This is a genomic window from Microcoleus sp. Pol12B4, from assembly GCF_036701385.1.
In the GTDB taxonomy this organism is placed as follows: Bacteria; Cyanobacteriota; Cyanobacteriia; order Cyanobacteriales; family Microcoleaceae; genus Microcoleus.
Genome location: NZ_JAUBQR010000104.1, coordinates 1 through 21,851, shown reverse-complemented (window position 1 = coordinate 21,851; position 21,851 = coordinate 1). Strand labels below are relative to the sequence as shown.

General features: G+C 46.3%; 19 protein-coding genes and 1 pseudogene. 12 read left to right on the top strand and 8 right to left on the bottom strand.

The annotated features are described in order from the left end of the window. Positions 1-271 precede the first annotated feature (271 nt). Positions 272-3,556 carry a HEAT repeat domain-containing protein gene (locus QUA38_RS15640; protein ID WP_333163206.1) on the bottom strand — a complete coding sequence of 1,095 codons (3,285 nt, stop codon included), beginning with the start codon at positions 3,554-3,556 and terminating at the stop codon, positions 272-274. A 157-nt stretch (positions 3,557-3,713) separates the two neighbouring features. Continuing rightward, positions 3,714-4,646 carry a ribonuclease Z gene (locus tag QUA38_RS15635; protein WP_333163204.1) on the bottom strand — a complete coding sequence of 311 codons (933 nt, stop codon included), beginning with the start codon at positions 4,644-4,646 and terminating at the stop codon, positions 3,714-3,716. A gap of 270 nt (positions 4,647-4,916) precedes the next feature. Here QUA38_RS15635 and QUA38_RS15630 point away from each other — a divergent pair, with 270 nt between their 5' ends. Further along, positions 4,917-6,092, top strand: coding sequence for a SpoIID/LytB domain-containing protein (locus QUA38_RS15630; protein WP_333163202.1), 1,176 nt, complete (start codon positions 4,917-4,919; stop codon positions 6,090-6,092). Between the two features lie 205 nt (positions 6,093-6,297). Next, positions 6,298-6,522 (top strand): hypothetical protein, encoded by a 225-nt coding sequence (locus tag QUA38_RS15625; RefSeq protein ID WP_015174403.1) that lies wholly within the window; start codon positions 6,298-6,300, stop codon positions 6,520-6,522. A 189-nt stretch (positions 6,523-6,711) separates the two neighbouring features. Here the strand turns inward: QUA38_RS15625 and QUA38_RS15620 are convergent, their stop codons facing one another. Next, entirely contained in the window at positions 6,712-8,028 is a 1,317-nt protein-coding gene (locus QUA38_RS15620; RefSeq protein ID WP_333163200.1) for a hypothetical protein, read from the bottom strand. A gap of 12 nt (positions 8,029-8,040) precedes the next feature. Here QUA38_RS15620 and QUA38_RS15615 point away from each other — a divergent pair, with 12 nt between their 5' ends. The 4 genes from QUA38_RS15615 (at position 8,041) to QUA38_RS15600 (ending at position 10,504) form a co-directional block, all read left to right on the top strand. Beyond that, positions 8,041-8,175: a hypothetical protein gene (locus QUA38_RS15615; protein WP_333163198.1), complete on the top strand. Its 135-nt coding sequence runs from the start codon at positions 8,041-8,043 to the stop codon at positions 8,173-8,175. A 484-nt stretch (positions 8,176-8,659) separates the two neighbouring features. Further along, positions 8,660-9,181 (top strand): photosystem I assembly protein Ycf3, encoded by a 522-nt coding sequence (locus tag QUA38_RS15610; RefSeq protein WP_333039118.1) that lies wholly within the window; start codon positions 8,660-8,662, stop codon positions 9,179-9,181. Positions 9,182-9,296: 115 nt separating this feature from the next. Further along, positions 9,297-9,578 carry an Asp-tRNA(Asn)/Glu-tRNA(Gln) amidotransferase subunit GatC gene (gene gatC / locus QUA38_RS15605; RefSeq protein ID WP_006635952.1) on the top strand — a complete coding sequence of 94 codons (282 nt, stop codon included), beginning with the start codon at positions 9,297-9,299 and terminating at the stop codon, positions 9,576-9,578. Positions 9,579-9,787: 209 nt separating this feature from the next. Then, positions 9,788-10,504: a TrkA family potassium uptake protein gene (locus QUA38_RS15600; RefSeq protein ID WP_333163196.1), complete on the top strand. Its 717-nt coding sequence runs from the start codon at positions 9,788-9,790 to the stop codon at positions 10,502-10,504. Here QUA38_RS15600 and QUA38_RS15595 read toward each other — a convergent pair. The 3 genes from QUA38_RS15595 to QUA38_RS15585 all read right to left on the bottom strand — a co-directional run bounded on the left by QUA38_RS15595 (position 10,461) and on the right by QUA38_RS15585 (position 15,866). Next, positions 10,461-12,092, bottom strand: coding sequence for a sodium:proton antiporter (locus tag QUA38_RS15595; protein WP_333163194.1), 1,632 nt, complete (start codon positions 12,090-12,092; stop codon positions 10,461-10,463). The genes QUA38_RS15600 and QUA38_RS15595 overlap by 44 nt on opposite strands. A gap of 450 nt (positions 12,093-12,542) precedes the next feature. Next, positions 12,543-13,070, bottom strand: a complete 528-nt coding sequence (locus QUA38_RS15590) for a hypothetical protein (RefSeq protein WP_333098200.1) — start codon at positions 13,068-13,070, stop codon at positions 12,543-12,545. An 81-nt stretch (positions 13,071-13,151) separates the two neighbouring features. Then, the gene (locus QUA38_RS15585; protein ID WP_333163192.1) at positions 13,152-15,866 is read right to left on the bottom strand and encodes a cation-transporting P-type ATPase; all 2,715 of its coding nucleotides are present in this window, start codon (positions 15,864-15,866) and stop codon (positions 13,152-13,154) included. Between the two features lie 341 nt (positions 15,867-16,207). On the opposite strand from QUA38_RS15585, the gene QUA38_RS15580 reads away from it, so the two are divergent. Next, complete coding sequence (locus tag QUA38_RS15580) at positions 16,208-16,612, top strand: BON domain-containing protein (protein ID WP_333163190.1); 405 nt, start codon at positions 16,208-16,210, stop codon at positions 16,610-16,612. A gap of 128 nt (positions 16,613-16,740) precedes the next feature. Here the strand turns inward: QUA38_RS15580 and QUA38_RS15575 are convergent, their stop codons facing one another. Together QUA38_RS15575 and QUA38_RS15570 are read right to left on the bottom strand one after the other, a co-directional pair. Beyond that, the gene (locus tag QUA38_RS15575) at positions 16,741-17,127 is read right to left on the bottom strand and encodes a hypothetical protein (protein ID WP_333163188.1); all 387 of its coding nucleotides are present in this window, start codon (positions 17,125-17,127) and stop codon (positions 16,741-16,743) included. A 118-nt stretch (positions 17,128-17,245) separates the two neighbouring features. Then, a complete protein-coding gene (locus QUA38_RS15570; RefSeq protein WP_333163186.1) occupies positions 17,246-17,569 on the bottom strand; it encodes a YnfA family protein in 324 nt (107 codons plus the stop codon). Positions 17,570-17,796: 227 nt separating this feature from the next. Between QUA38_RS15570 and QUA38_RS15565 the strand changes: the two genes are divergently transcribed. From QUA38_RS15565 to QUA38_RS15545, 5 genes and pseudogenes are all read left to right on the top strand, one after another. Further along, complete coding sequence (locus tag QUA38_RS15565; protein WP_333163184.1) at positions 17,797-18,210, top strand: nuclear transport factor 2 family protein; 414 nt, start codon at positions 17,797-17,799, stop codon at positions 18,208-18,210. A gap of 56 nt (positions 18,211-18,266) precedes the next feature. Continuing rightward, a complete protein-coding gene (gene rppA, locus QUA38_RS15560; protein WP_333163182.1) occupies positions 18,267-18,944 on the top strand; it encodes a two-component system response regulator RppA in 678 nt (225 codons plus the stop codon). A gap of 18 nt (positions 18,945-18,962) precedes the next feature. Further along, the gene (locus QUA38_RS15555; RefSeq protein WP_333163181.1) at positions 18,963-20,243 is read left to right on the top strand and encodes a HAMP domain-containing sensor histidine kinase; all 1,281 of its coding nucleotides are present in this window, start codon (positions 18,963-18,965) and stop codon (positions 20,241-20,243) included. 78 nt (positions 20,244-20,321) lie between these two features. Beyond that, entirely contained in the window at positions 20,322-20,873 is a 552-nt protein-coding gene (locus tag QUA38_RS15550; protein WP_333163179.1) for a DUF3124 domain-containing protein, read from the top strand. A gap of 364 nt (positions 20,874-21,237) precedes the next feature. Next, positions 21,238-21,806 (top strand): annotated as a pseudogene (locus tag QUA38_RS15545) (transposase domain-containing protein); the annotation flags it as partial. Between the last annotated feature and the right edge of the window lie 45 nt (positions 21,807-21,851).

Genomic DNA, 21,851 nt, shown 5'->3' with positions numbered 1-21,851 from the left:
CATATACCCTCCCCGATTGTAGCAACCATTGACCCTCCTGGGCCGTCGCTGGGGGCGATCGACCGATTTTGGATTTTAGATTTTAGATTTTAGATTGAATAATCGATCGATTTTGGATTTTGGATTTTGGATTTTGGATTGAATAATTGACCTGTGTTCCGGGTTATTAAGGGGATGGAGGGCCCTAATCGTCAAACAGCAGACTAACCGCATTTTTGGTGAAAGTTCGGGAAGGGCGATCTGGTTTTACTGACCCAAAAGCTACATACTTCTAAAAACCCACGGGCGATCGATTTCCCTCACCCGCCACCAAATCCCACAACACATCAATACCTGAGCCGACATATTTTGCATTCTGATGGCGATCGATCCATTGCACGACAGCAGGCAAAACGTCACTATATTTGAGACCCAACTTACCCAAGGCTTCTGTTGCAAAGTAACGCACCCCGTAGTCCCCATCTTCGAGACGTAGCAGCAAAGCATTGATGACAGTTTCTGAAGCATTTCCCAAGTTACCCAAGGCTTCTGTTGCCTCACGACGCACCCAGTCCTTCCCGTCTTCCAGACGTAACAGCAAAGCATTGATGACAGTTTCTGAAGCATTTCCCAAGTTGCCCAAGACCTCTGCTGCCGAGCTACGCACCAAGCCCTCCCCATCTTCGAGACGTAACACCAAGGCACTGATCACGGCTTCAGAAGCATTTCCCAAGTTGCCCAAGGCTGATGCTGCCGAGCTACGCACTGAGTTATCCCCATCTTCGAGACGTAGCAGCAGAGCATTGGTGAGAGTTTCTGAAGCATTTCCAAACCTGCCCAAGGCTGATGCTGCCGAGCGACGCATTGAGTTATCCCCATCTTCGAGACGTAGCAGCAGAGCATTGGTGACAGTTTCTGAAGCATTTCCCAAGTTGCCCAAGGCCTCTGCTGCCGAGCTACGCACTGAGTTATCCCCATCTTCGAGACGTAGCAGCAGAGCATTGGTGACAGTTTCTGAAGCATTTCCAAACCTGCCCAAGGCTTGCGCTGCCGAGCTACGCACTGAGTTATCCCCATCTTCGAGACGTAACACCAAGGCACTGAGCACGGCTTCTGAAGCATTTCCCAACCTGCCCAAGGCTTCCGCTGCATAGAAACGCACCGAGTTATTGCCATCTTCGAGACGTGGCAGCAGGTGACCGATAATGGCTTCTGAAGCATTTCCCAACCTGCCCAAGGCTCGTGCTGCATAGAAACGCACCGAGTGATTGCCATCTTCAAGACGTAACAACAGGGCACTAATGACGGTTTCTGAAGCATTTCCCAACCCGCCCAAGGCAAATGCTGCCTCACGACGCACATTCTCATTCCCATCTTCGAGGCGTAGTAGCATGGCAGTGATCACAGCTTCTTTTTCCCCTAATGCTGCTTGATATCTCCACAATCGATTTTCATCAACACCCCTTGCTTTCAAAAGTTGCAAAGTTTGCGCCTCAAACTCAGTCTCATTCATACTGCAAAGGATTTGCAAAACCTGAGACAGAACCCTCTCACCAACCAGTTCCTCATCGCTTACTTCCAACTCAACCAACTTCTCCAAAATCTCCACAGTTAGACTGGAATCTGCCACCTTTAACTCTTTAATATTTTCCGCAAGCCAACTGCCAGCAAAAAACAAATCGCGGTGCAACCATTGCTCATGCTCGCTATTCGCGGTCAAAATTGCTTGCATCGCTTTCGCCGCTTTCTTCGGTTTTTGTTGAGCAATTAACAACAGCAACACTTCCCGCCAGTGGGGGTCATGCAAATGCTCTCGAATATGCTTGAGAACAATCTCAAAATCATCCTCATCATCTGCCTGATAGCCGATTTCCTGAGCGCACAAATATTCTTGAAAAGTCTTGTGTACAAAGGCGTACAAATCTTGTCCTTGTTCGTTGAGCAATCCCGTCCGCTGTTGAATAAAATCAACAAATCGTTTAGCTTCCTTTCTTGCACTGGACAATTCTATTGATTTTTTGGTTTTAATGTTCTGAGTTAACTGCTCTAACAAATCATCCTTGACAATCAGCGTCCCGCCTTCAGGATTATCCGTACTACCCTGAGTGTGAATCCAATAGGCGAGAATTTCCATCAGCCGCCGTAAGTCCTCTGCATCTAAACATTTGAATACTGACTTATCAGTCATATTTTTGTTAGCATCCCAACACTTTAACAGTGTCTCCACAGCTTTTTCATAAAGCTTGTGGCGTGCCTTCGGCAGTACAGCTTGATAGCGGTGAATCAAAGCAATGATTGTCAGCAATAGCGGATTTCTCGCCAACAATTTAATTCGATCGTTTTCATCCATAGCTTTTTTAATGCTATCTTTGCGACGTTGAGCTTCCGCCGCATCTGGAACGCGGCTGTCGTACCAGTGATTAATAAACCGATCAACCTTAGCATCATCAAACAGTTGTAACTGATAGTGTTCAAACTCCGAAGTATTAAAAAAATCGCGTTTGTAACCAGCAGGGCGAGAAGTAATAATTGCCAGATTTTGATGATACTGCCCCAAAAAATTCTCAATTTGCTGCACCACCGCATAGCGCTTGGATTCTTCCACAACCTCATCCAATCCATCCAACAAAATCATCGCCCTACCGTCTGCCAGCCAATACTCAAAAAAGCCTTCTGGCAGCGGTTTCACGGACATAGTTTTCTCCGCAAACTGGCGGGCATAGTCGAGGAGATTGATATCTGAAAGCCTAGCAAAATCCCGAATCTTAATCAAAATCGGCAAGCAATCTATCCCAGAAGGCAAGCCGAGTTTTTCTGGATCATTCTGAGCCAACATCACCGCAAAAAAGCTCAGTAAAGTTGTTTTACCAGAACCAGGAGCGCCTAGCAAAACAAATTTATTTGATTGATTTTGCTTCAATAATTGTGATGCTAAAAACTTTCTACCAGAGCGAGTTTCTCTCTGCATCTGTTGCATATTTTTGCGTTCCCCCAATTCTTGAATAAAGCGATAAATATCTACCTTTTCTTCTTCCAAAACATCGGGCATTACAAAAATGTGAGCCAACTTTTCCGATTTTTCGATTTCCTGAGCTTCGACTGCAATGCCAGCAAACTTAACATCATCAAACCAGTTAGCCAGTTGCTTCAAATAGTCTGCTTTGGCAACTTTTAACCTTAAATAACTACTTGTTTTATGAAAATAGGTTTCAGCAAAAACATCCAACCAATCATGCAGTCTTTCGGGAGCGAATCGGTCTTGAATTTTCTTGTGTTCTGGGACTGTGGCATTAAAGGCTTCAACTAAAAAATTAACTTGAGGCTTTTCTTGGTCGTTGAAAGGTTTCAGGAGTTCTGGAAGTGCTGCACCCGTCAAGAAACTTTTAAGAAAATCTTCGACTACACCCTGTTCGCAAGCAGAGAATAATTTATTTTTATCGGCAGCTTTGAGCGCACAAATACAAGCTTTTTCAAAATCGCTAGGATTCAATTTTTTCATAGCTTCTTTGAATCCTATTTCTGCCAGTTTAGCCATTGCTGGTGCTAGCTTTCCTAATAGTCCAATTTCAAACGTCATGGTAAATTTAATAAATATTTGTGTTTAATATAGTTGACACTGGTATTATTATCAATGTCAGTGATATTTAAAATTTTCTTGTGGGGTGGGCATCTTGCCCGCCCCGATCGCCCTTATTGAAAAAGCTGTCACATCTCAGGTAAGATTAACCCTAGTTTTAAACAGGTCTGGGCACTTCGTAAGTCAAAAAGTCATAGGCCATTTTCGTATTCGGAAAAATAGCCTGCGCTTCCTTGAGCAAATCATCCAGGACGATCGCATTCCCCGGAGCGTAACGCGGGCTAAAATGCGTCATAATTAACTGTTTCGCCCCAGCCGTCAAAGCCACTTGAGCCGCCATTGTCGAAGTTGAATGGAGGCGATCGAAGGCCATTTGAGCATCTTGATGAGCAAAAGTAGCTTCATGCACCAACAAATCAGCATCCTTCGCCAATTCCACCGCCCCGTCACAAAAAACCGTGTCAGTACAATACACAAACTTGCGCCCGATTTGATCCGGGCCGCAAAAATCAGTACCTTTAAACTGTCGCCCGTCCGATAACTTTACCGTCTTTCCTTGTTTTAACTGACCGTAAAGCGGCCCCGAAGGAATACCCGCAGCCTTCGCTTTTTCTACATCAAAATGTCCCGGACGGTCTTTCTCAGTTACTCGATAACCAAAAGCAGTAACTCGGTGCTTCAAAGGGCCGCAGCTAACAATATATTCGTCATCTTCATAGATGACTCCCTCGTGAATTTTGTGTACCTTAACCGGGTAAGAAAAATGAGTTTGAGAATAACGAACGCCAGCTTGCAAATATTCTTCAAGTCCCGGAGGCCCGTAAAGATCGATGCGCTTGACATTCCCCGCCAAACCGCAGCTAGCCAGCAAACCCATTAAGCCGAAAATATGGTCGCCGTGCAGGTGAGTGATGAAAATGCGGCTTAGTTGGCTGACTTTGAGATCGCTGCGGAGAAACTGGTGCTGAGTTCCTTCGCCGCAGTCAAACAGCCACAGTTCCGCTCGCTGGGGCAACCGGAGGGCGATGCTGGAAACGTTGCGCGATCGCGTGGGGACACCGGAGCTAGTTCCGAGAAATGTAATCTGCAAGAGTCAAATCACCTCAATTAAGTCTTAAAAAATATGTTACATATATCCAGAGTGCAGCTAATCCGACATAAAGGAAATAGTCGCACCCAGGAACCGGGATAAATCGCTGTTCCTGCGAGGATCGAGTCGCTCAAATCATTTTTGACAAGCGCACAGAGTAGCAAACCCAATTCTAACGTTTTCTTTCTTCCGTTCCTCTTCCTTTTCCCCGAACCGGAGCTTCCCCTTAAAACTTGTCAAACATATACAGCATAAAAGGAAAATTTTCAAATGCAGTCAGGAGTATTCTTTGTTTCCGTTCTTTCAACATTAAAAAAACGCTACTTTTGGATTTCGCTATTGTTTTGGCTGGTAATGGTAGCCCCAGCACAGGCCGCGCTGATCTTGCGAGTGGCGGTACAAGACGGAGCAAGTCAGGTAAAAGTCGGCAGTTCTACTAAGGCTGCAATCCGCGATGGTAGCGGGCGCAATTTGGGCGAACTGTCGGCAAACAGTTCTCAGTCAGCTCAATTTCGATCGGGAACAGTGGCAATTGGTCGCTGGGCGGCCAACCAAGTTTGGATCGAGCCGACGGGGAACGGTTATGTTTGGATTGGCGATCGTTGGTATCGGGGACGCACGCTTCTAGTTCCCGAAAAAGGAGGCTTGACTGCCGTCAACTACGTCGATATTGAACAATATCTCTATAGCGTTCTCGGTGCCGAGATGAGTGGCAATTGGCCTCAAGAGGCTTTGAAAGCCCAAGCAGTCGCAGCCCGTTCCTACGCTATCCACCAACGCCTCAAAAGCGAAACCGATCTTTACGACGTGGATAGCACTCAGTCTTCGCAGGTTTACAAAGGACTGCAAACAGAATCTTCTGGCACTTATTCCGCCGTTGATGCAACCGCTGGTCAAGTTCTGGCCTACAACGGTCAGATAATTTTAGCAGCTTTCCACTCTGCGTCTGGGGGCCATACTGAAAATGTCGAGGATGTTTGGACGGAACCCCTGCCTTACCTGCGTGCTGTTCCTGACTTCGACCAAGGAGCGCCGGTTTACCAATGGAAAGAAAATTTTTCTCGGGCTCAAATCAGCAGTAAGATTTCTGGCGTGGGCAATGTGATCTCGATGAAGCCAGAACGCACTACCGCTTATGGCAGCGTTTTGAGGATGAAAGTAGTTGGAGATGGCGGTTCTAGGGTCATGACTGGCGCAGATTTACGCCGGGTTTTAAATTTGAGGAGTACGCGGTTTACCGTGATTCCTCAGTATGGGAGCGGTGGGAACCCAAGGAACAGCGGCCAAGCTCCTACCGGTTTTCAAGTTGCTGGCAAAGGTTTCGGCCATGCTGTAGGAATGAGTCAGTGGGGGGCCTACAATTTGGCCAGACAGGGATACGGCTACCAGCAGATTTTGTTGCACTATTACCGGGGTACTACTTTGGCTAGAATTGCAGTCCAGTAACTGCTGGGAATTGGGAATTGGGAATTGGGAATTGGGAATTGGGAATTGGGTCGAAAAGAATTGGTAATTGGGAACTTGGAAGTGGGGCGAAAAGCATCTTCGCCGAAAAGCATTGGTTATTAGAGCCAACAACAAATAACAAATAACTACTAACTACTGCCAACTGCCAAGTGCCAACTGCCAACTAACTACATTAAGGATTGCTATGCAAAAGTGGGAGTATTTATTTGTGGATGCGAATATGTATCCTTTTGGAAACAAGCTGATTAGTTTATATGTAAACGGTGAAGAACAGCGAGATTGGAAACAAGGCTCGCTGCATCTATTTGTCAATCATTTGGGCGAGGAGGGATGGGAACTTGTGGCTCTGGATCACGACTCTAAGTATGACCAAAATTGTTTGATTTTTAAACGCCCTAAGCTTATTTAATAAAACTCGGAGTATAAAAAATTATGACATCCATACAGATTGATATTTTCCACAATTCTTAGCAACGAGCTAAAAGCCAGTTCTCCAACAAAGATATTTTATTGTGGAACAGGCATCCTGCCTATTCTTGAAAAGGGGCAAGATTTTAGTGCAACCTAAGTTAACAACAAAAAACTGGTTTTTTTATTCTTACAAGTTGTCGGAGCGATCGATCCGGCGCTGCCATTCGGCATCTGTTTTGGCTGACTGTTCTAGTTCTTGTTGGGTTAATTCTGTTTCTGTTGTATAAGCTAAGTCTTCTCCAGTCAGAACGTTTTCTGCTGCAAATTCCCGGGCGTAGGCCAGTTTTTTGAGCAAGTTGGCATCGGGTTCGTTTAATAACATTGCTCGCTGCTGACGCTCTTGATTGCGGGCCTCTATGCGACTATTTTTCCACTGAATCCAGAAGTAGCGAATTAAAGGAATTGCAAGAAATCCGACGCCGTAAATCAGGATCATGGGATAAACAGCGCTGACGAAACCGATAAATCCACCTGCGATCAAATTATTAGTTAATAGATTCCCCAAAACTAGCGCACCGACAAGATTGACGGCCCCCAACCCTGCTGCGAGCATGATTTGGCCGGAACTGGCGTTGCTGAAACGCCACAGCATTTCTCGCAAATAAGCTGTTACTGGTTCAGAATTTCTCTCGGTGGCTGTGGTTTGCAATTGCGGGAAGTGGTAGACTATTTGCCCTTCGGGACTGACTTCGGGACGGCCGTCAAAACGGGCGAGGGCTGGTAACATATATTCTTCGTACTCTCGGGCGTATCCTTGTCCGAGATTGTCTAGATATGGAGCAATTTGTTCGGCGGCAACGGCACCTCGGTTGTTGCGAATTGCAGTCGCAATATCGCTCCACTTGCGCTCTTCTAGATTGTGATTTGGGTTGCCGTCTCCAAAGATAAAGGAGAAAACTGCTTCCAGAAAACTCATCTGGGGCTTTTGACCAGTTAAGCGCGATCGCTGCTGGTAGTATGGTTCGTCATGGTTCCAGTAAAATATCCAGATTAAGTCGTTCCAGAAGTAGGGAAAAAAGGAAAAGCCGCCGCCTCTGCCGCCCCCTCCACCACCGTCTCCTCCTCCGCCGCTGCTGTTATTGCTATCGCCGCTGGAGAGTAAAATCGTGATAGCAACAAAAATTAAGAGGATGGAAGCTACCAGCACTATGCCGAAAGATATCCGAATCAGATAAAATAAAATGCGCCAGATTTTTTGCCACCATTCCTGCAACTGCAAGCGCAAGAATTTGTTTCGCAAAATATCTCGAAAGTTCTTGGGAAATAGGTAGGCAATGTCGCCGGATTCTGCTACTTGCAGGTTGCCACCTGCTTCGGAGGCGAGGCTTAACAGTTCTCGCTGGGCAAAATTGACATCTAATCCAGCTTTTGCCGCCACGTCTCCAACCGTAACGCGGTAGCCAAGTTGTTCGACGGCTTGCATAATGGTGGGATTCGGAGCCATAGGTTTCTCTCTGTGAAAATTACCCGGTTATTTTTATTATATATTGCGGGAATTCGAGCTGGTTTTGGCGATCGGGTTTCGGATTTTTTGAGGCTGCCCTTGACTTTGGGGCAAAATATTGCTAGTGTTTTGCCGAATAACTTTTAAGTATGGGCTGAACTCGGATAGCTTAATAAAACTTTGTGATTGAATTTCTCCTCTGCAGGCTATTTGCTTGTTTGCTCTGAGGGTCAACGACGGGGATTGTGAGTACCGTTAGTAGGGTACGGTGCGCGATCATCGCCCGTTGGTGTTAGCTTTCGCGACCCGAAGGAAAGCCATGGAACACGATTGTCCCTGCACCCTCCAGCAGAACTTTTTCCACCGTTGCGGGTTTTTGTAAGTTTTGTGTAGAGTACGAGAGAGAGGTTAAAGAAATCTGGTTTTTTTGCAAGTCTTGCAAGACTTATATAAAATAGATAGAACTTGCGAGAGTGTTAAACCCAAGGGAGTGTTTTAAGGTTCGCAGTTGCGATCGACTAAGCCTTTTAGCGCCCTCAACACAACGGCCCACTACAACAGTGGCGCAATTATTAATAGGAAAACTTTACAGGCTAATTTTTCTGATTAGCCACTCACCAAAGAATCGCATATGCCAAGAACTCAACGCAACGATAACTTTATTGACAAAAGCTTCACAGTAATGGCTGATATCATCCTAAAGATTATGCCAGCCAAAAAGCAGGCGAAGGAAGCTTTTGCTTATTACCGGGATGGTATGTCCGCTCAAGCAGATGGCGAATATGCTGAAGCGCTGGACAATTATCATGAAGCGCTGAAGCTGGAGGAAGATCCTTACGATCGCAGTTATGTCTTGTATAATATGGGGCTGATCCATACTAGCAACGGCGAACACGATAAAGCTTTGGAATATTACAGCGAGGCTTTGGATCTCAATCCGAGAATGCCACAAGCACTGAATAATATTGCTGTGATTTACCACTATCAAGGGGAAAAGGAAAAGGAAGCGGGCAATATTGAAGGGGCGGAAGGGCTGTTTGATAAAGCTGCGGATTATTGGAAAGAGGCTATTCGCTTGGCCCCAAACAATTACATTGAGGTACAAAATTGGCTGAAGACGACAGGTCGATCGCAAATTGATGTGTATTTTTAACTATGATGGGCATGGAGCATTAGTTATTTGTTCTATGTTTGTTGTTTGTTATTGTTTATAATAAGCAATTCCCCATTCCCAATTCCCCATTCCCAATTCCCAATTCCCAATTTTTATGATTGACAGAGAAGAAGTTCGGAAAGTAGCGAATTTAGCGAGATTGGAATTAACGCCGGAAGAAGAAGAGCAGTTTACTGGTCAACTTAACGGTATTTTGGATTATTTCGAGCAGTTGAGCGAACTGGATACGAGCAAGGTACAGCCGACAACACGGGCGATCGATGTTAGTAACGTGATGCGATCGGACGATTTGCAACCTTTTGCTAAGGGAGAAAGTATTTTGGAGGGAGCACCCGATCGCGATGGGGAGTTTTTTAAAGTGCCTAAGATTATGTAGGGTTCCCCCTACGCATCTAACTGAGGAACATCCCTTGAGGGGCGGGCTAGCAATGCCTACCCCAAAAGCAGATTAAATTAACTGTGGAACAGGTAATAAGTAAGCCCGGTATAAGCCACCTCACAAGCCGATTAAACTGATAAAAACCCAACACAATATCGCTCACAGCGAGCGCTCTGTAAAGTTCATTTTTGGGGTGACAAATAGTCATGTACGTATTAATTGGTGGAGCAGGAATGATGGGGCTGGGTTTAGCCCAACAGTTATTAAAAGTCGGTCATACGGTTGCAATCATCGATGCCGACCCGCTGGCCTGTCGCTTTGCTCGAGAAAAAATCGGAGTGATGGCATTTGAAGGCAGTGCCGTGAGCACAACGGTGCTTCTGGAAGCCGGAATTAAACAAGCAAACGCCGTCGTTGCTGCACTCAGGGACGATGCACTGAATTTAGCGCTGATCACCCTATCCAGAAGCTATGGCATTTCCCATATTGTGGTGCGAATGCGCGATCGCGAATTCATGGAAGCCTATCGCCTTGCCGGAGCCAGTCACATCATCAGCACGATTGATTTGGCAGTCGCAACAATGGCAAATGCGATTGAATACCCTCAAATCGAATCGATGATGCACTTTGAACAAGGACAAGTCGAGGTGCTAAAGCTGCCCGTTCCAGGCGATTGCAATGTGGCAGGTCGCACCGTTGCTCAAATTGCTCAAGACCCTGGTTTTCCAACAGGTTCGCTGATTATTGGTTATCAATGCCATGCCTGCGCCAATCTGGAGATTCCAAACGGTAATACTGTTCTAGAAGCAGGTTCTACCATCTTGGTCGTCACCCGTCCAGAGCTAGTTCACCAGATGATTGATTACCTTGGCATTCGCGCTAGTCATCTGCCAACGTTAGAAGTTTCTCATCCAAATCTTTGATGTAAGGCTCAACCAGATCCTCTGGAACAATTCGCTTGCGGAGGGCATCGCTAACTGCTCCTTTTTCTGCTAAGAGCAATCGCCGTCGAATCGTATCTAGCCCGCTGCGATCGCCCTGTACTTGCCCGGCCCGATGTTTATTGTAGAGATCGCGCAGCACTCGCTCAGAGTGTGCTACTCGTGCTTGATATGATGCCCATAACTCTTCGTAAACTGCCTTCGGCAACACGCCAGATTTCAGCAAACTATCTAGCTCATCTTGAGCCGCTTTGGAAGCGATCAACTGAATCTGTAACTGCCCAGCTTCCTGCATTACATCAGAAACACGGCTTATTTTTAGTCGTTTTACCATCCACGGTAAACTTAATCCCTGTCCGACTAAGGAGAATAAAACTGCACCGAAAACCAGGGCAATGATGTTATCCCGTCCTGGTAGGGCCAAGGGAATCGCAACAGCTAAGGCCATTGAGAGAGACCCTTTAATATTCCCTAAAACCAAAATGTGCTGCCAGCGTAGCGGAATGGGGCGATCGAACCAACGCAGCCCCGCTAATAACAAATAGACCGAGAGAATCCGTCCCAGTTGATAGGCCAGAATGACGAATAAAATGGATGGCAAAATTCTCCACAGCGTTAGCGGGTTAATTTCAATCCCAATCAGCAGGAAAATAAACGTATTGACGCCAAAACCAGCGTATTCCCAGAAACTCAGCAAGGTAATCCGATCCGAGGCAGACGAACTGCGAGGCAGCCCAAGGTTGCCAAAAACCAGTCCGGTGATGACCACCGCCACTGCGCCGGATACGCCTAAAAATTGTCCGATTTGGAAGGTTCCCAATGCGAGAGCGACGGTTAGCAAAAGGCTACTCAACCGATCGTTTAAACGAACAAATATAGGCACGCTCAAATAACCTAAAACACCCCCGACCACTGCCCCACCTAAGGCAACCACGAGCAGTTCCTTCACGCCTTGTATAGGGGTGAGATAGCCTGTCGCATAAATGACCAAAACCAAATTAAATGAAATTAGAGCAGCCGCATCGTTAAACAGAGTTTCTCCTTCCACGATGGTGGATAGCCGGGAAGGCACACGGATCTCTTTAAAAACCGCGATCATCGAGACTGTATCAGTGTTTGCCAGAATGACTCCGATCAGCGACGCTGGAATCCAGTCTAGCCCCAGCCCAAATTTAACCAAAACAGCGATAATTGCTGAAGAAAAGATAGAGCCGGGACCAGCCAGCAGGGCGATCGGCTTAAATGTACTGCGGAGACGGCTGATATCGGTATTGATAGCTGCTTCAAAAATCAGAATTGGTAGAAAAAGATTTAATACTAAAGATGGGTCTAAACCAATTCGACGCGACAAAACCTCCGTAATCGGCAAGCCTGCTAACACTAAGCCCGTTACATAGGGAATTCGCAACCGTTGAGTTACGAGTGCAACAACAGTTGCAATCAGCAGCAGAATGATCAAGATGATGACCAATTCAGGAATGACTCCTGCCGTTTGGCTATTTGTAGCAGGCTCGCTGCCCAAGGGAGTTTGTTGCGCTACAATCGACTCTATCACCGATACTCCTCCCATAAACTCGTTTTCCTCAAAGAAATTAACAGATTAACTACCGTTTTAGTCTACAGGAGACGGTTCACTCTGTTGTAGGCGTAACTGCAATTTATGTGGTGTATTTGGATGAATGCTGAAGAAGCTGAAACAGGATTTCTGGGTTGGTTGGGTGATCTGATCGTTTTTAAAGAGCAGTTTTTTTGGTAGATCTGGATGATTTCCAAACCCTTACAAGATGCTAATTGCTCTTAATTGTGCTGGTTTTTAATTTTTTTAAACAGTCTCTTCTGAAGTGTTGCCGACCCGATCGCCGTTGCCGCTAAGGCGGGTACTGGAAGTTGTCGATCCGTATGTCAGGAATAAGAGAGCAATGCCCAAAATCATCGACCTTCCAATTTTTGAGTGGGTTTTGGACGTTCTGATTCGCGGGACTAAATTCCTCGAAGGTAATCGTCCTTTCTGACATTGAATTTAGGTAGCATCACAGACACGCCATGTCAGAATCTCCCAACGTTTAAGGACAGGTTCAGCAATCACGATCTCATTTTCTCTTGCCTCTATGACGAGCAAATAATCTCCCTGGTTAAATCTGTCATTGTACATTCTTGCTTGTTCTTCTGGCACCAACCATCCTTGAAGCGCGCCACATAGACCGCCAGCAGTTGCAGCAATCCCACTTCCAAAAAAAGTTGCTAAAATGCTTTCCACCGCTAATGCCTGACCAATACCGGGGATTAGCAGGCTGCTGAGTCCAACAATTAAGGCTAGCGAACCTAGTCGTATGCTGCCTAAGATCGCGCCTACTTGTGCGCCTGCTGCTCTTGTCATTAAAATTTGTTTCACGCCCAGAGAGTCCAAATCATTATTGTCAGAAGGTTTAGCAATCACTGAAATCTTGTGCATGGGGAAGCCTCTGCTTTTTAGCTCAACTAGCGCCTGCTTTGCGTTTCGATGATTAGTAAATAGGCCGCTAGCACGTTTGAGATTTTGGTAATTCATGAGAAATATTCAATGTTAAACGCTACAAAATTGGTAAATAGTGTGTGAATTAGCTTGCAATAGCCTCATCACAAAAACTACTTAGTTCAGAGGTGCAAAACGTTTTAGCAAAGCTGATAAAGGAATCATTGGCAGTCCGAATCCGATACAAATTAAGCCTTGGATTAGGCTCAAAGCTTCAGTGTCGAATAACTGATTCATAATGCCCCATTGGCTAAACAGGAATTGGAGAATGAAAATAGCCCCAATGCCGATCGCCACAGCATAGCCAACTGATTCATCTTTACCGCGCAGTTTGGCGATGATCGCCGGAATGAAGCGACTGATGCTTAATAGGTAAAAAGCTTCGGCTGCAACCAATGCTTGAATTGCCATCGTCCGGGCTAGAGCTTCATTGCCTGTGGTTTGGACGATCCATTCAAACATCCCAAAGATCGCAATCCAGTTAAATACCGAAACTGTCAGAATCCGAGCCGTCAGCCTGCGAGACAGAAGCGGTTCATTGGCAGGTCGAGGCGGCTGTTGCATGACATCGGGAGAGGGCGGCTCAAACGCCAACGGTAAGCTCAACGCAACTGAACTGACCATATTCAGCCAGAGAATTTGTACTGGCAAAATGGGTAGCGGGGTTGCCAAAAGTACGGCAATCAAGATGGTCATGGACTCTCCACCATTCACGGGTAGGATGAAGGCGATCGCCCGCAGCAGATTCTTATAAACCGTGCGTCCTTCCTCAACTGCTTTCTCGATCGAAGCAAAGTTGTCATCCGTCAGAATCATATCTGCGGCTTCTTTTGTGACTTCAGTGCCCGTGATGCCCATCGCTACCCCAATATCAGCTTGCTTCAGGGCGGGAGCATCATTAACTCCATCTCCAGTCATCGCCACAATCTCACCCTTAGACTGAAGTGCTTCGACAATGCGGAGCTTTTGTTCTGGCGCTACACGAGCAAACACGCTGCTTTGTTCGACAGCATTGGCTAATTGCTGCTGATTCATTTGAGCGAGTTCTTGACCCGTAAAAACGGGAGCCTCTTGGGTTTGATTTAGTCCCATTTGGTGCGCGATCGCTGCGGCTGTTTTGGCATGGTCGCCGGTAATCATCTTCACCTGAATTCCCGCAGACCGACAGGCTTCAATCGCTTGAATCGCTTCGGGGCGAGGCGGGTCGATCATGCCTTGCAGCCCCAGAAAAGTTAACCCTTGCTCAATATCAGAATGCTCAATAGAAGATTGAGAAGCGGGTACAACTTTCTTGGCAAGTGCTAGAACTCGTAGCCCTTTTTTCGCCATCCTCTCGACGGCTTCCTCGATCTGCACGGGGTTGAGGGCGATCGTCTCTCCCTCTTCATCGAGCATCTGGCGACACCGCGTGAGAATTGCCTCAATTGAACCCTTGACATAAATCAACCGTTCTGGACGATCGTCATGTAAGGTTGCCATGTATTGAAACTGAGATTCAAACGGCAGTGTATCGAGCCGGGAAAGCGCTTCCTCCAGTTGCTCAGTAATTAACCCCGCTTTTTGGGCTACCGCAACCAGCGCCCCTTCCGTGGGACTACCGATCGCAGTCCAGTTCCCGTCTTGCACGTCTAGATAAGAATCGTTGCACAACAGTCCTGCTTGCAGGCATTCATATAAAGCAGGTGCGTTTGCCAGGTCAACGGAATGTCCATTTACAGAAATTTTCCCGTCTGGTGCATATCCTCCACCGCTAACCCGATATCGCTTTCCACCGGCATCAATTTCCTGAACAGTCATTTGATTCTGAGTCAAGGTTCCGGTTTTGTCGGAACAAATCACGGTGGTGCTGCCCAGCGTCTCAATTGCCGGAAGTTTGCGAATAATGGCGTGTTGCTTTGCCATTTGGGAAACCCCGATCGCCAGTGTCACCGTTAAAATCGCGGGTAAGCCTTCAGGAATTGCGCTGACGGCAAGGGCCACAGATGCCTTGAACACCTCAACCCAAGAAAATCTCTGGGCAATGCCTGCGACAAAGGTGAAGGCAGCCAAACCTAAAATGACATAGAGCAAGGTTTTGCTAAATTTGTCAATTTTGCGGCTCAGCGGGGTTTCCAGTGTGCTACTTTGCTGCATGAGTTGGGAGATGTGTCCGGTCTCGGTCAAGTCACCAATGCTGACGACCAGTCCGCGTCCCTGTCCAAACGTTACCAGGCTTCCGGTATACGCCATGTTCGTGCGATCGGCCAGTGCAGCGTCTGCCTCTAGTGCCTGGGATTGCTTCTGAACCGGGACAGATTCTCCCGTTAACGCTGACTCATCGACTTGTAAGTCACGGACTTCGATCAGCCGCAGATCCGCAGACACTTTATCCCCAGAAGACAGCAAGACGATATCGCCGGGAACCAGTTCGCTGGATGAAACCACTTGCTTTTGACCGTTGCGGAGAATGGTTGCCTCAGTTGCCACAGATTTTGCTAAAGCGGCGATCGCATTCTCTGCCTTTGACTCTTGAACGAAACCAATGGTGGCATTCGTCAGAGCAACCCCAAAAATTACCCCTGAATCTATCCACTCTTTCAGAAATGCTGTCACTATGCCAGAGGCTAATAAAATGTAGATTAGCGGCTGATTCAGTTGCTGAAAAAATCGCAACCAGGGACTTTGCTGCTTCTGAGCCGTTAGTTGATTGGGACCGAGGATCTCGCGCCGTTGGGCTGACACGTGGGAAGATAGACCTGTTTCCAGGTCAGTCTCTAAAAGCCGAGCTACTTTCTCGGCAGAGAGGTGATGCCAAGATTGTTCTACTAATTTTTCTAGATTCGTTGCAGTCATAACGCTTCTTGTCAAGCCAAGTGCTTCTCTGTTGTTTGGTCTTGTTTCTAGCGTCATTGATGAATGTGAGAGAAAAGTGATCGACTGATTTCTGTTGCTCACATTTGGATCACATTTGCTGCTTATGCTTAGGCAGATAACCGATTGATATAGCTTATATACTTGCAAAACTTAGTTCACTGGATTTGATTTATTGTTGCCTTTTAAGAGGATTATAAAAAGCATTACTTTTGATGGATGAACTATCGTACATTCACTCGTTAATTTGAGATAATGAAAAAGTTCAGGCTGAGGTTTCTCGGCAAAATTGCGTTTCAAAACCAACAAAACAGGCAAATAATATGCAATTATTAAAGCTATTGGTGCAAGGAATCAGCGTCAGCACTGTTGCAATTTTGGGTTTAGGTGCTTGCACCCCACCCAATACTTCACAGACAACTGTTCCATCTACTTCTGCTCCCACAACTACCACTGAAAATCCGACTGCTCCAACCACTTCTGCGCCTGCAACCACGACCGCACAGACGGGTAACAATCAAAACATTGACGATATTGCCGATCGCGTAGAAGAGGCTTTAGACTCCGATGCCACCCTCAAGCCATTCGATTTGGACGCAGACGATCGGGCTAATGCGATTGTGTTAACCGGGCGCGTTCAAACGACCGAACAAAAAGCATTGGCAGAACAACTCGCTCGGCAAGTTGCAGCGAATGTTTCCATCAATAACGAAATCGTCACTCAGTAGTTCCTAACAGTGAAGTGGCAAGCGCCAAAGGCTCTTGCCAGTTAAAAAAATGCGCGGTCGCAGCCAGGAAACCTATGGATTAGCAACCTTTTTTGACGGGATGCGATCGCAATATTGAAACAATAAACTTATTCGACGATCTCGTAACGGACTAACTGGCGAACATTTTGACGTGATAATTGGAGCTCTTGCGCGATCGCTGTCTCTATCTGGGTTGCGTCAGTCATTGGCAATTCTAATTGCAATCGCTTCAAAATGGGTTCTGCTGTTTCTACCGCAACCAGGGTTGTTCCTTGTTTTCTGTTGATCACCGCGTTGATCAGCAATATATTCACAGACACCGTTGCTTTAAGCTGGGTATCTGCCTGAAGTTTATTTTTTGCGATCTGGGGTTGTTGTAATTCTTGAGCCATTAGGAAACCGGAACCAACCCAAAACGCGATCGCCACAAATGGCAATGGCAACCAAAACTCTGCGCCTGATGCTTTTAGCCAACGTTTAGTAACCTGCCACATACTACACCTATTTAAACGCTTGCCCGGCGATCTATTTGCACTTTAGTGGAGCGATCGGTCTGCTGAAATCATACTCAAGGGAGATGCGTCAACTATTCGAGTTATATTTAAACAGCAATCAGCGATGTGGGCTGAACAAAATTACAGCAGTTCCAATCAGGGAAATTGTAACACCAAGCAAGTCCCACTTATCTGGCTTAACTCCTTCAATGAACCATAACCAAACCAGAGATGTAAGAATGTAAATACCTCCATAGGCAGCATATACTCTTCCAGCATTTGAAGCATTGACTTGAGTTAGAGAAAGCGCAAAACTGATTAAAGCTAAAATGCCTGGAAAAATCCACAAAATACTCTTTTCAAGTCTCACCCATGCCCAGAAAGCGTAACACCCAGAGATTTCTCCTAGAGCTGCAAGTAGAAAAAAAGTAAGTGTTGGCATTTTTAGATTAATACTTAAAATAGGTAAATTTCATCAGCATATCAACAGCAATTCTCATTTTGCAACGCTTGCACTATAAATTGAGCTTTCAAGCCTAGATTGCTAACGAGGGAATAAGGGTTTCAGATACCAAAATTCTTCACAATAGCGAGTTTCGATGGGAATCACTCTCATAATCTTGCATAATGAAACTTGCTGTCACCATACCTCTTATGTCAGATCAACTTATGTTAGATCGACCTGCACCAGAAATCGAACTGCTCCATGCGGCGTACGCAGCCTTCAACGCGCGAGACATTGACGCTGCCCTTGCCCTCATGACTCCGGACGTGGCTGGGCCGAAAGCGTTCAAAGGCGGTTTTGTCCGTGGACCTAAAGAAGTTCGCGCTTACTGGACGGAGCAATGGAGCGAGCTCGATCCGCACGTCGAGCCGGTTTCCTTTTACTCGGAGGAGATCGGGCGCATTTTGGTCGATGTGCATCAGGTCGTGCGTGACTTGGCTGGAGCAGTTCTTGTCGATGATCACGTGGGTCATCGATTCACCCTTGAGCACGGCTTGATTCAAGCCATGGAAATCTGTCCATTTCCATCGTCCACCCCAGAGTCCTCACCAGTTCAAACTTCTCTGCCAAAGTCATAATGAGAATTGCTGGCATATCAATATATCAATGTTTATAAGCCAAATTAAAAAAATATATGAGAATCCTACTTGTGGAGGACGACCCAAAGCAACTGATGCCGTTGCAAACGGTACTAGCTCAAGCAGGACATAGCGTAGATGGGGTAAAAGATGGAGAGACGGCGCAGTGGCTGTTATCCGAAAAAGATTATGATTTGTTGATTTTGGACTGGATGTTGCCACATATCAGTGGGGTAAATCTCTGTCGTCAGTATCGAGCCGCAGGGAAAACAGCTCCGGTTTTGATGATCACGGCAAGAGATACCACGCCGGAAAAAGTGACCGGGTTGGACGCCGGCGCAGATGATTACCTGGTGAAACCGATCGATTTGGTTGAATTCATGGCACGAGTCCGGGCATTAAGACGGCGATCGCCCCTTTGGCAAGGAGATACGCTCAGCCTTGAGGATCTGCACCTCCACCTCGATACTCTTACTGTTGAGCGACAAGGTGCAACCGTTTCCCTCTCCAGTCGCGAGTTTCAGTTGTTAGAGTATTTTATGCGTCATCCTCGACAGGTTTTGAGTCGGAATCAGATTGAACAAGCGGTGTGGGAATGGGGGACTCAACCAGAGAGCAATGCGATCACCGTTCTAGTTCGCAAACTCCGCCAACGCTTGCAGGCTGTTGGAACAGCAGATTGGATTGATAGCATTTACGGTATGGGTTATCGCCTGACTTCCCCTGAAAAGTAACGATCGTGAAGGCAAGCCGTGTTCAATCAAAGTCGTCGCAATTTGGCTCGTTGGTTCACCCTCTCAATGGGAAGCATTCTCGTGCTGTTTGCGGGGGTGATCTATCAGATTGAGGTAAAAGATAAACTAGAGGCGCTTGACCGACTGCTCTATGACAAAACTAGAGTCATGGCTGCCAGCGTGTATTATGAAGTTCGCAAAAACCATAACCAGGTCGATCTGAGTCATGTCCCTTTGTTAGGCAGTGGTTCTCATCCCCTTGCAGAAGATCTGATTTATGTGCGCTGGTTTAACGCACAAAGGCGGCTCGTTCGTTTTTTTGGGACTCCTTCCCCAGAGCAGTTAAATACGCCCTTTGGTTATCTCACAGTTCGATCGACCGATCCACTTTTGGGAAAAGGAATCTGGCTGCGTCAGGTGACATTACCCGTTGAAGGTAGAACAGGGGTACTCGGTTATCTTCAGGTTGCAACTCCCCTGACAGAAACTCAAAACAGGCTCACTGAGCTTCAGATTGTGCTAACTCTCGCTGTCCCGATCGCACTGGGCTTAATTGCCCTCACAGGTTGGTGTCTCAGTGGGCTGGCCATGCAACCGATTCGGCAAGCCTATCAGCAGCTTCAGCGCTTTACAGCCGATGCCTCTCACGAGTTGCGATCGCCCCTGTCTGCCATTCTCACTAATGCCCAGCTTGGGTTGCTCATCGCGGGTGATGATTCACGTTACCATCCTCCCTTACAAAACATTGTAGATAGCGCAAAATCAATGGGAGCGCTGGTGAATAATTTACTGCTGTTGGCTCGTCATCAAGGGCGACTTACGCGGGAATCGCTCCAGTTAATCAATCTCAACGAGTTGCTGAGCAATTTAGCCACCCAGTTTGTCGCACTTGCACAACCCCAAAATATCAAACTGACCTGCGAATCACCGGCACAACGGATTGAATTATTGGCCGACCCCGATTTGCTGCGGCAAGTAGTCGAAAACTTGCTTTACAATGCCTGTAAATATACTCCCGTTGGCGGAACTGTAAAGATATGCCTAGTTCTTCATTCCAATTTGGCAGTCATTCAGATAATCGATACGGGAATCGGTATTTCAGAAGCGGACTTACCCTATATTTTCGATCGCTTCTATCGGGTGGACACTGAGCGATCGCTCGATAGTGGTGGATTTGGACTAGGGTTAGCGATCGTCGAACAGATTGTCCAGGCTCATGGTGGAAGAATTCATGTGACGAGTGAAGTGGGCAAAGGCTCAACGTTTCAGATTGAACTGCCGCTCAAACCTTATCACTAAGCCGCCTCAAACGAGAGAGAATGTGCACTCTGCTTTAGACGTAACTGCAATGTATGTGGTGTATTTGGATGAATGCCGATGAAGCTGAAACATGATTTCTGGGTTGGTTGGGCGATCGTCGCGATCGTCATTACCTCCTGTTCTGAGCAAACTACCTCACAAAGGCAACAACCTGATACAAAACGTGAAACCTCACTGCGATCGGTCACGTTAGATAAAACAAAAGTTGTGATGGGACAAACCGTATATGTCCCTATTTACTCGCATATTTATCACTACAATAGCCAGGATGAGGTGATGGAGTTGTCAGCCACGCTCAGTATTCGCAATACGGATCTGACAAATTCGATTATTATCACTTCTGTGCGTTACTACGATACCGATGGGAAATTGATTAGGCAGGATATTAAGAGTCCTGTAGAACTCAAGCCGCTTGCTTCCACACACTTTTTCATTGCAGCAAATGATACAAGTGGAGGCTCAGGTGCCAACTTTATTGTGGAGTGGGTTGCAGAAAAAACGGTTTATGAGCCCGTCATTGAAGCTGTCATGATCAGTACCTCTTTTTCTCAGGGCATTTCATTTGTTAGTCCCGCTAAAGTTCTCAAGCAATACAGGATACAGAAGTGATTTTAGAGGATTAAATTCTTGCGTTACAAGGTAGTTTTAGACGACCATAAGAGGAGCATCTCATATTGGTAAAAACACTTATTCTGGCTTCTTCCTTCTGACTCTTTTCTCCTGGCTCCTGACTCCTAACTCCAATTTATAGCTCGGCTGCTTTCATTGAGATGCTCGCATTTTTAATTTTTAAATTTGTACATCACTATAATTCAATACGGTTCAGTTAAGTCTGAAATAGTGGTAAATTAGGTACGGTGTCCAAAAATAGAGAGCAAGTAAGGTGCATCTCAAAGACTTCTCATTAGTATCTCCCAAAATCCCAAGTAAGGAGATATTCAAAGCCATAGAGATAGCAATTCCAGCCAGTGCAATTGAAGAGGCGATTACTAAAACGAAGGTTGAAGAGAAACGTCATCGCTCCCTACCAGCACAACTGGTAGTGTGTCTGGTAATAGCAATGAGTCTGTGGTCAAAAGATTCAATGCGGGATGTCTTAAAAAATTTAATTGATGGTCTTAATGAAGCATGGGTGAAAATGGGTAAATATTGGCGGTTTCCCTGTAAATCGGCAATTACTCAAGCCAGACAAAGATTAGGAGCAGGCGTGATGAGACAGTTGTTTCATTCATTAGTGCGACCAATGGCTACAGTTGAAACAGTAGGAGCTTTTATCAGCGAACTCAGGGTTGTAGTGATAGATGGAACCTGCTTAGATCTTCCGTCTGGGTGATGAAAATGCCCGGGTTTTTGGTCGTCCGGGAAGTCGTCCAGGTACAAGAGCAGCGTTTCCGAAAGCTAGATTAGTTATTTTATTAGAGGCGGGAACACATTTAATATTTGACGCCTTAATGTGTCCATATAAAATGGGATAAAGAGTAAGAGCGTTAAAGTTGTTACGCTCAGTAATGGCGGGAAAGAAGATTGATGTGGGATAGAGGTTGACATTCTTATGCGATGGTAGAAGCCACAGTCAGCAAAGGTTGT

What these genes read in the sequence shown, in the direction of transcription:
- QUA38_RS15640 (WP_333163206.1), bottom strand. Translation starts at nt 3,556, where the DNA reads ATGACGTTTGAAATTGGACTATTAGGAAAGCTAGCACCAGCAATGGCT.
- QUA38_RS15630 (WP_333163202.1), top strand. Translation starts at nt 4,917, where the DNA reads ATGCAGTCAGGAGTATTCTTTGTTTCCGTTCTTTCAACATTAAAAAAA.
- QUA38_RS15625 (WP_015174403.1), top strand. Translation starts at nt 6,298, where the DNA reads ATGCAAAAGTGGGAGTATTTATTTGTGGATGCGAATATGTATCCTTTT.
- QUA38_RS15620 (WP_333163200.1), bottom strand. Translation starts at nt 8,028, where the DNA reads ATGGCTCCGAATCCCACCATTATGCAAGCCGTCGAACAACTTGGCTAC.
- QUA38_RS15610 (WP_333039118.1), top strand. Translation starts at nt 8,660, where the DNA reads ATGCCAAGAACTCAACGCAACGATAACTTTATTGACAAAAGCTTCACA.
- gatC (WP_006635952.1), top strand. Translation starts at nt 9,297, where the DNA reads ATGATTGACAGAGAAGAAGTTCGGAAAGTAGCGAATTTAGCGAGATTG.
- QUA38_RS15600 (WP_333163196.1), top strand. Translation starts at nt 9,788, where the DNA reads ATGTACGTATTAATTGGTGGAGCAGGAATGATGGGGCTGGGTTTAGCC.
- QUA38_RS15595 (WP_333163194.1), bottom strand. Translation starts at nt 12,092, where the DNA reads ATGGGAGGAGTATCGGTGATAGAGTCGATTGTAGCGCAACAAACTCCC.
- QUA38_RS15590 (WP_333098200.1), bottom strand. Translation starts at nt 13,070, where the DNA reads ATGAATTACCAAAATCTCAAACGTGCTAGCGGCCTATTTACTAATCAT.
- QUA38_RS15585 (WP_333163192.1), bottom strand. Translation starts at nt 15,866, where the DNA reads ATGACTGCAACGAATCTAGAAAAATTAGTAGAACAATCTTGGCATCAC.
- QUA38_RS15580 (WP_333163190.1), top strand. Translation starts at nt 16,208, where the DNA reads ATGCAATTATTAAAGCTATTGGTGCAAGGAATCAGCGTCAGCACTGTT.
- QUA38_RS15575 (WP_333163188.1), bottom strand. Translation starts at nt 17,127, where the DNA reads ATGTGGCAGGTTACTAAACGTTGGCTAAAAGCATCAGGCGCAGAGTTT.
- QUA38_RS15570 (WP_333163186.1), bottom strand. Translation starts at nt 17,569, where the DNA reads ATGCCAACACTTACTTTTTTTCTACTTGCAGCTCTAGGAGAAATCTCT.
- QUA38_RS15565 (WP_333163184.1), top strand. Translation starts at nt 17,797, where the DNA reads ATGTTAGATCGACCTGCACCAGAAATCGAACTGCTCCATGCGGCGTAC.
- rppA (WP_333163182.1), top strand. Translation starts at nt 18,267, where the DNA reads ATGAGAATCCTACTTGTGGAGGACGACCCAAAGCAACTGATGCCGTTG.
- QUA38_RS15550 (WP_333163179.1), top strand. Translation starts at nt 20,322, where the DNA reads ATGAAGCTGAAACATGATTTCTGGGTTGGTTGGGCGATCGTCGCGATC.